Annotated in this window: 8 protein-coding genes; 6 read left to right on the top strand and 2 right to left on the bottom strand. The window is 65.2% G+C overall.

What is annotated here, in order from left to right; all coding sequences use genetic code 11:
• Positions 1 to 560, top strand: a 560-nt coding sequence (locus NTZ26_05205; GenBank protein ID MCX6559894.1) for a discoidin domain-containing protein, incomplete at its 5' end; no start/stop codon positions are given.
• 23 nt (positions 561 to 583) lie between these two features.
• Here NTZ26_05205 and NTZ26_05200 read toward each other — a convergent pair.
• Entirely contained in the window at positions 584 to 1,345 is a 762-nt protein-coding gene (locus tag NTZ26_05200; GenBank protein ID MCX6559893.1) for a hypothetical protein, read from the bottom strand.
• Positions 1,346 to 1,501: 156 nt separating this feature from the next.
• Between NTZ26_05200 and NTZ26_05195 the strand changes: the two genes are divergently transcribed.
• From NTZ26_05195 to NTZ26_05185, 3 genes are all read left to right on the top strand, one after another.
• A complete protein-coding gene (locus NTZ26_05195) occupies positions 1,502 to 3,541 on the top strand; it encodes a M14 family zinc carboxypeptidase (GenBank protein MCX6559892.1) in 2,040 nt (679 codons plus the stop codon).
• 10 nt (positions 3,542 to 3,551) lie between these two features.
• Positions 3,552 to 5,453 carry a M14 family metallopeptidase gene (locus tag NTZ26_05190; protein ID MCX6559891.1) on the top strand — a complete coding sequence of 634 codons (1,902 nt, stop codon included), beginning with the start codon at positions 3,552 to 3,554 and terminating at the stop codon, positions 5,451 to 5,453.
• Between the two features lie 76 nt (positions 5,454 to 5,529).
• Complete coding sequence (locus NTZ26_05185) at positions 5,530 to 6,888, top strand: erythromycin esterase family protein (protein ID MCX6559890.1); 1,359 nt, start codon at positions 5,530 to 5,532, stop codon at positions 6,886 to 6,888.
• A 63-nt stretch (positions 6,889 to 6,951) separates the two neighbouring features.
• Here the strand turns inward: NTZ26_05185 and NTZ26_05180 are convergent, their stop codons facing one another.
• On the bottom strand, positions 6,952 to 7,476 hold the full coding sequence (locus NTZ26_05180) for an OmpH family outer membrane protein (protein ID MCX6559889.1): 525 nt from the start codon (positions 7,474 to 7,476) through the stop codon (positions 6,952 to 6,954).
• A 411-nt stretch (positions 7,477 to 7,887) separates the two neighbouring features.
• Between NTZ26_05180 and NTZ26_05175 the strand changes: the two genes are divergently transcribed.
• On the top strand, positions 7,888 to 9,120 hold the full coding sequence (locus NTZ26_05175) for a M28 family peptidase (GenBank protein ID MCX6559888.1): 1,233 nt from the start codon (positions 7,888 to 7,890) through the stop codon (positions 9,118 to 9,120).
• A 99-nt stretch (positions 9,121 to 9,219) separates the two neighbouring features.
• Positions 9,220 to 9,757, top strand: a 538-nt coding sequence (locus tag NTZ26_05170; protein ID MCX6559887.1) for a hypothetical protein, incomplete at its 3' end; no start/stop codon positions are given.

The following is a 9,757-nucleotide window of genomic DNA, read 5'->3' as shown; positions in this document are numbered from 1 at the left end:
CGAAATCGGCCGTGATCAAGGCCGGCGTCTTCGCCGGCGGCAGGCTCCAGGGTCCGGTCAGCGAGACGCGGTTCCTGGCCCATTTGGCGCTGGGAAAGACGCCCCGACTCCAGTTCGCGTTCAAGCCCCGCTATGACGGCGGCGGGGCGCTGGGCTTGGTGGATGGGCTGCGGGGAGGAAGATCCCACACCGACGGCCGCTGGCAGGGATTTGAGGGCGACGATCTCGCCGCAGTCGTGGATCTCGGCCAAGAGCGGAATATCTCGGCCGTGACGATCGGATTTCTCCAGAATGTCCCGAGCTGGGCCTTCTTTCCCCGCTCGGTCGAAGTCGCTCTCTCGAGCGACGGCAAGGCATACCGGGCGCTCCCGGCCGCCGCAGGCTTCGAGGCAGGCGACAGCCAGACCGCCGTCCTCCTGCGCGACGTGAGGATTGACGCGGCCCGCGCCAAGGCCCGCTATATCCGGGTCACGGCCAAGTCCATCGGCCTCTGCCCGGAGGGACACGCAGGAGCCGGAAGCAAGGCTTGGCTCTTCGCCGACGAGATCATCGTCGAGTGAGGGCGACCAAAGCGTCGCCGAGCTTATTGTCGCCGGAGACTTAGGGTCCCGAAGGTATTCTTGTCGTAATTGATGCCGACCAGGAGATCGCCGTCCCGGCCGAAGGTCATGACGGTTCTCCCGCCGCCCGATTCCAGGCTAACCACGACGATGGCTTTGTCCCCCGGTTTGAAAGCCCAATCCCCGGTCAGGGCTTGACGCCGCCCGCCGGTCTGGAAGGTCAGGCGGGCGGCCCCGTTCTGGTCCAGCTGAAGCTCGACGTTGCGGTTATTGCCGATGGCCTGGTAGAGCCCGGGCAAGGCGCGGACTCCATTCGGGTTTCGGGCGACGCCGCGGTTTCCGCTCACCTGGCCTTGATCCTGCAGGCCCGCGGGAACCTGCCTGGAGAAATAAATGCGCCGAACCCGGCCGGGCGCGATCTCGTCGCCCGCCCGGAGTTGAAAGACCTTCCGAGTGGAGCTGAAGTCGGTCAGACGGCCCGAGATGACGTCGCCGCTCTTCAGGAAGACATAGTGCTCGTTGGTCTCCATCTGGTCGCGCTCTTGGGGGAAGTCCCAATTTTCGTTGACGAAATTGATCATCCAGACTTCGCGCATCTGGAACTCGCCGCTATTCGCCGTCTGCATGACCTGGCGGGTGCTCGAGATGTCGACGATGCGATCAACGATGACGTCGCCGCTACGGAAAAAGATGGCCGCCTCGCCGGCCCGGAGCTGGGCCGAGGCCGTCGAAACGGCCAAGACGAGTAGACCGGCACAGAAAAGCCACAAAATTTTCTTATTCATGGGGACCTCCCGATTCGAATAAACTTGGATTTATTATAACACAATTCGCCCGCCAGGGGTACGCGGTGGGCCGCGCGGTGGGCCGCGCCAGGGCGGCGATTGCCCCGTCGATACCGCTGTGATATAAGGGCCAAGATGTTCGCCCGGGAGGGATCCATGAAAAAAACCGCTCTGATCCTGGTCTGCCTGGCGCTGGCGCTTTCCGCTTCGGCCGCACCGAAAGTCCCTATTTCCTTCGACGATTTCCATGGCTACACGGGAACGGTCGCCTACCTCAAGCAAGTCGCGGCCGCCTTTCCCCGGCTGACCGAGCTCCTCGAGATCGGCCGCAGCACCCTCGGACGGCCGATCTATGTCCTCGTGATCAGCAACTTGGACACTGGGACGACGATCGACCGTCAGGTCGAGATTCGGCGGCCGCGAGCCCTCGAGGTCCAGACGCCGCCCCCCGCCAAGGCCTATCTAGGCAAGCCGGGCCAATGGATCGACGGCGGCACCCACGGCAACGAATATACCGGGACCGAAGTCTGCCTGTACATTATCGACAAGCTCCTCAGCGGCTACGGTGCGGCGCCCGAGATCACCGCGCTCCTGGATTCCCGGACGATCTATGTCTGCCCGATCGTCAACCCCGACGGCGTCTTCGCCAGCGTCGAGCGCGAGATCTCCCAGCGCGGCAACGGCGATTCCAGCCGGGGCCCCAACGCGCCGCGCGATCTCAACGGAGACGGGCATATCACCCAATTCCGATTCAAGGACGCCAAGGGCCTGTTCGTGCCCGACGATCTGGACGCGCGCCTGATGGTCCGGGTCGCCGCGACGGAGTCGACGGCCAAGCCCCGCTACACCATCGTAACGGAAGGGACGAAGCCGTTTGCCGGCCCCCGTTCAGCCGACGAGTCCGGCAGCGCCGGCATCGACGTCAACCGCAATTTCCCCGAAGGCTGGTGGACCGACGACGGCCTGCCGGGGGGGACCGGCGCCTATCCGACTTCCTCGCCCGAGGCCCGGGCCCTGGTCGAGTTCGCCGTCAATCACCGCAACATCCTGATGGTCCAGAACTTCCACACCTCCGGCGGGTTTACCTACCGGGTGCCGGGAACGTCCTCGGATGCCACTATGGCGCCCAAGGACGTGGCCGTCTACGACTATGTCCTGGGCAAAAAGTACTTGGAGATCCTGGGCGAGCCCCTGCCCGAGGCCTGGGCCAATCCGGACAAGCTGGCCGAGATCAAGGCCCGCATGCGGGGCTCGGTCCGAAACAAGTACGCTTTGGAGCGCGGTTACGAGATGCCCCGGACCTGGTTCATGGGCTACAATGAGGAGCGCGACCAGCGCTACGGCTTCGGCATGGTCATCGACTGGTGGTACCAGCAGTACGGGGCCTTTGCCACCTGCACCGAGCTTTGGAACCCGGCCAAGGACATCCCCGATTTCGAGAAGGTTGTCGGGCCGGCGCCGACCGCCGGCGCGGCCGCGGACCCGGCCGCCCGAGCCTGGCAGGAGCGGGCGCTCCTCAAATACCAGGACGCCAAAAGCGGCGGCAAGCTCTTCGTCGCCTGGAAGCCCTACAAGCACCCCGAATTGGGCGACGGCGAGATCGGCGGCTGGATTCCCAAGTATCGCGGCAACGCCCTGCCGGGAGCGCCGCTTCTCGACGTCTGCGAGAAGCACTGGAAGTTCGAGCTGTTTCGGGCCGGCCTCCTGCCCCAAATCGTGATCTCCCAGGCTCAGGCCAAGGTCCTGGCCTCCTCCGATAAAGGCAAGACCAAGGTCGTCGAGGTCACGGCGGTCATCGAGAATACCGGGCCGCTGGCCACTCAGGTCGCGCGCGGCGCCCAGCTCAACGGCAACCGCGAGGATGTCGTCTGGCTGATCGGCAACCGCGACAAGGTCAAGATTCTGCAGGGCGGCGCCTGGCAGAGGCTGGGCGTTCTGGACGGCACCTTGAAGCTGCCGGGCTTCGCGGCCGCACCGGCCGGTCCGCGCGGCGGAACCGCTCCGCAAATGATCCCGGCCGGGCCTGCGATGCCCGGCCAACGCGGACGGGGCGGGACGCAAACCCAAGAGCCCATCCAGACGGGCCCGCGTCGCGAAGTCCGCTGGCTGATCTCAGTCGAAGGCGACACACCGATCAAGGTCGTCGTCTCGTCCGAAAAGGGCGGCACCGCGGTCAAGGAATTGACGGTTCGTTGAGGAGAAGGCCATGACCACTCAAACCAACCATCATCGCGGCCGTGGCGCGGCGGCGCTGGGCCTGGCCGTTCTCGGCCTGGCGACGATCCTCGGCCTCCCCTCCTCTTTCGCCTCCCAGACCGCCCCGGCCAAGCTGCAGCTTTCGCCAGGAGGCTCCCACGGCGAGCTCGATTTCCCCATCTCCTGGAAGCGTTACTACGCCTACGGCGAGTGGACCAAGATCATCGCCGAGCTGCAGAAGAAATACCCTCACCTGGCCGATATTTCCTCTATCGGCAAGAGCCGGCTGGGCCGCGATCAATTCCTGCTGACGATCTCCGCCAAAGCCGCCGGCCCGGCCGACAAGAAGCCGGCCCTATGGGTCGACGGCGCCATCCACGGCAACGAGGTCAACGGCATCACCTGCTCGCTCTACCTGGCCTGGAGCCTGCTGACCCGCTACGACTACGACCCCCGCATCCACGACTTGGTCGACCGGCTGACCTTCTATATCCTGCCCGGCCTCAACGTGGACGCCAACGATTCTTACGTCGTCTTCCCCAACACCGCCAACAACCCCCGCGAGCCGTTCCGGCCCTGGGACGACGACGGGGACGGCCTGTATGACGAGGACCAGACCGAGGACGTGGACGGCGACGGCGAGCTGTCGATCATGTACGCCGAGGACCCCCAAGGCGAATTCCAGCTATCGCCGGACAAGCGCCGCTTCGTCGCCGCAGCGGACCCTCGCGAGGAAGTCCGCCGTTTCCGTCGAATCGGGACCGAGGGCTTCGACAACGACGGCGACGGGCGGATCAACGAGGACGACCTGGGCGGCCCGGATCCCAACCGCAATTTCCCCTTCGATTGGTCGCTGGCCAATGGTTACCCCTACCCGTTAAGCGAGCAGGAGACGCGCAACGTCTACGAGTTCTGGCTGGGCCACGCCAACATCTTTGCTTCGTTCCACTATCATAATACGGGCAAGCTGATCATGTTCGCCGCCCCCCAGGCGGCCCGGGCAGCCCTGGCCCCCGACCAGCAGCGGCTGCGGGCCGAACAGGTCGCCCGCCAATTGGAGGAGCTGCGCAAGACCAACCGGTACGCCCAGCTCTTCGACCGCGTCGTCGACCGGGATGTCCAGAACGACATGGCCGTGCAGACCGACATCGTGACCATGGGCGCCCGCATTCTCAAGGACTACCGGCCGACGCCCAGCGGCGCGGTCGGCCAGGCTCAGGCCAACTCCTACTTCACCCGCGGCGCCTTCGCCTATCTCATCGAGCTGTGGGGGACGCCGTTGGACGGCGACGTCAACGCCGACGGCCGGGTGGACGACGAGGAATACATGCAGTGGATCGACGTCGAGCTGGGCGGCGAGGGCTGGATCAACCCTCATCCGTTCAACCATCCCGACCTGGGTCCGATCTGGATCGGCGGCACGGCCCGCAAGCACATGACCCGGACGCCGCCGGCCCGCTACATCGAGGACGAGGCGCTGCGCAATTCCCAGTTCGCGCTTTATTGCGCCTCGCAGTTCCCTCGGGTCGCATTCGGCGACGTCGCGGTCAAGCCCGTCGCGGCCGATCTGCTTTGGGTCGAAGTCACGGTCAAAAACGATTCGGCCTACCCGACCTTCTCCGACCAATCCCTGAAGCTCAAACAGGCGGTCCCGGATCGTCTGCTCTTCGCCGGCTCGGAGAGCGTCAAGCTCATCGAGGTGCCGGCTCGGGACACCTCCCTGGGCGAAGCGGGAGCGGCGCCCGCGCACGGCGCCGGGAAGACGACCGAATTCCGGCTCCTGGCCAAAGACGCCAAGACGTTTGCCTATCTAGTCAAGTTGGACGGATCGAGCGGCTGGGCCGAATTCACCGTCGAGTCCAAAGCCGGAGGGACGGCCAAGAAACGGGTCGAGCTGAAGGCCGGCCGATGATATCGGCTCGCGGCGGAAACCTGCTATAATGCCGATCGGAAGCCGGCCCCGCCGGGCGGGACTTGGCCTGATTGAAATGATTCGCCCCAGAGGCCGAGCCGTCATCGCGAAAAGCGCCATCGCGCTCCTTGTTCTCTGCCTGCCGGGCTTCCTTGCGGCCCAGGGAGCTTCCCCCCGCGTCCGATCCGATTGGGCGGCCTCGGCGCGGGCCGAGCACCATCCCCTGACGACGCTCGAAGCCGGCGCCCCGGATGACTCGGACCTTCTTTTCCTCGACGCCGCCCTGGCCGGAAGACGGATCGTCGCCCTCGGCGAAAGCGCCCACGGCGTCGCCGAGTTCAGCCTAGTCAAAGTCCGCCTGATCAAATATCTACATGAGAAGCTGGGCTACGACGTCATCGCCTTCGAGAGCTCGATCTTCGAAGCCTGGGCGGCCGACCGGCGGGCTGCCGGCCAAGCCGCGGAAACAACGCTGCGGGACTCGCTCTTCGGCGTCTGGCACAATCGCGAAACCCTGGAGCTGTTCGAGTACCTCAGGGGGACCAAGTCGACGGACCACCCGCTCATCCTGGCCGGCTTCGACGTTCAGATCAGCTCGGCCCGCGGCGCCGCGGAAAGGCCGCGGATCCTGAGCGAAGCGATCGGGCGCGTCGATCCGGCCTACGCCGCGGAAGTCGAGCGCCGAGACGGCGAGTTCGTCGTCCGCTTCGGCGATCCCTCATGGCTCCAGGCGAACGCGGGCGCGTTCCGGACGTTTTACGCCAACCTGGCCTGGTGGCTTGGGGCCAACGCCCCGGCGCTCGCGGCCGCCCATCCGGAGTCGCCCGAGCTGCCCGCCATCCTGCGCCGGACGGCCTTGTCCATGGACGCCTTCATCCTCGAGCGGACCCGGACCGGCGCTGCGCGCACGAACGCGAGGGAAGCCGGAATGGCCGATAACGTCACCACGCTGGCCCGCGAAATCTACCCCGGCCGCAAGATCATCCTCTGGGGTCACAATGCCCACATCGGACGCTCTCCCGCCGCGGACGGCTCTTTTTCGGTTGTGCCGCTGGGCACGCGGCTGGCCCAAGCCTTCGGCGATGCGTATTACGCCATCGGCCTGTTCGCCGGCCGGGGCGAAGCCTGCGGGAACGACCGGACGCCATACGCGCTGACGCCGCCGCGCGATAATGGGCTGGAAGCCATCCTCCTGGCGGCGGGCCCCGGTGCGCTGATGGTCGATTTGGCCGGCGCCAGGCCGAACCGGCTGAACACCTGGATGTCCAGCCTGCTCCCGGCCAAGGACTGGGGCTTCCGGGACACGGCCCTCGTCCCACGCGAGCGGTTCGACGGCCTGCTTTTCATCCGCGACGTTCACCGGCCGGATTATCTCGACGCCGAATCCGAGGACGGGCGGGAAGCTCCAACCTTGCCCCAAGCCCCCGAGCTCTGATCCCCGGACGCGCCTCCCGTCACCGGCCGGACCGGAGGCTGCAAGAAGCGCCCCGAACCGCCCCTATTTTACCGACGCTTTTGAGGCGTCGTATCTCTTGATCACCTCCACGGACAGATCGACCGCCGGGCTCCAATAAGCGGCTCCGCTCTTAGCCACGTCAATGATCAGATCGTAACCGTTTTCCTTCCCGAGCTGGCCGATGATGGCTAGGAGCTCCTCCTGAAGCTTCTGGAATAATCGGTCCCGGAGCTCGTTCCAAGCGGCATAGGCGTCTTCGGCCTTTCGCTTCCGCTCGATAGTTTTCTTGTCCAGATCGGACGTCAGCTGAGCGGCCGCCACTTCGGTCAGGGTCAGCTTTTGGGCTTGGAGCTTCGTCTGGAGAGCCCGGATTTCGTCGTCCAGCCGGGCCAAGGCCGTCGTATTCTGCCGTTCGGCTTCCTGCAAACGGGCCGTCACCTTCTTCCCTTCGGATGATTTTTCGAAGACCTCCTGGGCGTTGATGCATCCCAGCTTCGTCTGAGCCGCGCCGGAGCCGGCCAAGGCGGCCACGGCCAAAGCGATCGACAGACTCCGAATTCGATTCATTTTTATCGGTCTTTCTCCCGGATCGAAATTTCCGGATCCGCGGCGCGGTCGGCTCCGCCATCCGGTCCCATTCAGTAGACCGCCGCGAATAATAAAATTCCCCAGGCAACGCCGGCCGGTCGTGAAACCCATCAGGCCTTGGCCTCGTTTGAGATCGCGCGGGGACGCAATTGGAGCGAAGAATTTTATGGCTGGTCCCTGACCGGCTATGCGGAGACCTCCGGTCTCACGCTGGCGGTCTGGTCTCGCTGACCCCCGAGGCCGCCCTTGGCCCTCGGGCGCCGACACGGCGCTGCACGCGGGAAGGCCGAATGATCTCGAGGCTTCCCCGGCGCCCCGGCTTATTCCCCGCCCGCGGCGTTGTTTTGACTTCGCCGATCGGCCTTGATATCGTTGCCTCCGGAATAAGCTGTGATCCGCCTATCGCCCAAATACACCCAGGATCTCCTGGCCCGCACGCGGGCGATGATCGACCGCTGCCACCCGCGCCTCCCGGGCAGCCCAGGCTGTCTGCGAGCCGCCGAAGAGATCCGGCGCGAGATGGCAAAATCCTGCGACCGCTCTCATCTCGAAGAATTCGCCCAACACCCGGCGTCCTTCTTTCTGATGAACCGGGTTTTGGCCGCCTCCTACCTGCTGGCCGGAGCCTGTTTTTTCCTCGGCGGCATCGCGACAGGAGCGGCCGCGGCTCTCTTTTCCCTCGGGACCGTTTACATCATCAACAACTTCGTTTTCCTGGGGCGCTTCTTCGATCCCCTCTTCCCCAAGAAAGCCGGCGCCAACGCGGTCGGGATCATGGAACCGGCCCTCGAGGTCCGCCAGCAGATCATCCTGACCGGCCATCACGACAGCACGCCGGTCTGCCGCTTCATTGAAAAGCGCCAATGGGCCTATGCCTTTCGGATGGTTCTGCCGATAGCGTTCCATCTCATCGCCAATGTCGGGGCCTTTTTTTTGGCGGCTGGAATCTGGTCCGAACCCGCCGCCGGCGGCGTCCGCGCCTTCCTGAAGGTCGCGATCCTCGCCGGAGGCCTCTTCGTCGTTCCCATGTTTTGGTACTACGGCCGGCAGGCGTCCCCGGGCGCCTCGGACAATCTCGCCACCTGCCTGGCGCTGGTCAAGCTGGCGGAAATCATCCGAAGCGGAGAAGCCGGACGGCTGAATCACACCCGTCTTATCTTCTTGAGCCTGGACGGCGAGGAGAACGGCCAGAGGGGATCGTTCGCCTACGCCCATAGACACCGCGGCGAGCTTCGGGAGATGAAGTCCATGGTGTTCAACATGGATACCCTTAGCCGGACGCGGGATCTCGCGTTCCTGAAAACGGACACGAACGGCCTGACCCGCTTGTCGGCGCGTCTCACCGGCGAGGGCCTGCGGATCGCCGCCGAGCTCGGCCGCCCCGTCCGCGCCATCCGGTTCCCCTTGGGCGGCGGAGGGACGGACGCGGGACAGTTCGCCCGCGTCGGCGTCGAGTCGGTCTCTCTCATCGGCATTTCGACGCACTTCGTCCGGAGGGACGTCGATTACCACACCTCGCGCGACACCGTGGACGCGATCGAGCCCGCAGCCGTCGAAGCAGGCTTGGAAATCGCGCTCAACTTCGTTTTGGAGACGGATCGCACGGCCTCCGAGCCCTCTTAAATCCCTGTCCGGCCGGCCACGCATCTTCCTTCTTCTTTACTTTTTCGGCCCCAGTCTCTAGGATGATTGATACACCTGCCGCAATTCTAAGGAGGCTTCATGAGACCCGAGACCCGGCGGATTCGCACCGTCCTCTTCACCTTCCTGATCGTCCTGGCGACGGCTTTGGGCGCTGCGGCCCAAGCGCTCCGCCCGCCGGCGACGGCCCTGCCGCCCGGCCTTCTCAAGGCCATCCTCGGCGAGGTCTCGGGCCAGATCCCCTTCGCCAACGAGGCGGCGCTGGCCGGCTACGTCCGTCAGCGGACGCCGCAGGAGTTCGAAGGCCATTTTTACGAAGCCGAGTTCCTGGCCGGCCGCCTAAAGGAATACGGACTCGACGAAGTCCGGCTGGAGACGATCGGCCGCAACCCCGCCCGCACCTGGTGGGTGGGACAGGAAGCCGAGCTCTGGCTGAAGTCCCCCGAGGAGAAGCGCTTGAGCCGCTTGGCCGAAAGCCCGGCGCTGATGACGAGGGGCTGCGACCCCGGAGCCTGGGAGGGAGAAGCCATCTATCTCGACCGCAGCGACGTTCCCAAGCTTAAGGATCTGGACCTGAAAGGCAAGATCGTCCTGACGCCCGAACCGGCGGGCTATTTCG

It is taken from the genome of Candidatus Aminicenantes bacterium (assembly GCA_026393855.1).
Classification (GTDB): domain Bacteria; phylum Acidobacteriota; class Aminicenantia; order Aminicenantales; family UBA4085; genus UBA4085.
The sequence above is the reverse complement of the archived record's forward strand: the minus strand, read 5'-3'. Positions and strand labels throughout refer to the sequence as shown.

Bases quoted from the DNA above. Each gene is read 5' to 3' on its own strand.
- NTZ26_05200 (MCX6559893.1), bottom strand. From the start codon at position 1,345: ATGAATAAGAAAATTTTGTGGCTTTTCTGTGCCGGTCTACTCGTCTTG.
- NTZ26_05195 (MCX6559892.1), top strand. From the start codon at position 1,502: ATGAAAAAAACCGCTCTGATCCTGGTCTGCCTGGCGCTGGCGCTTTCC.
- NTZ26_05190 (MCX6559891.1), top strand. From the start codon at position 3,552: ATGACCACTCAAACCAACCATCATCGCGGCCGTGGCGCGGCGGCGCTG.
- NTZ26_05185 (MCX6559890.1), top strand. From the start codon at position 5,530: ATGATTCGCCCCAGAGGCCGAGCCGTCATCGCGAAAAGCGCCATCGCG.
- NTZ26_05180 (MCX6559889.1), bottom strand. From the start codon at position 7,476: ATGAATCGAATTCGGAGTCTGTCGATCGCTTTGGCCGTGGCCGCCTTG.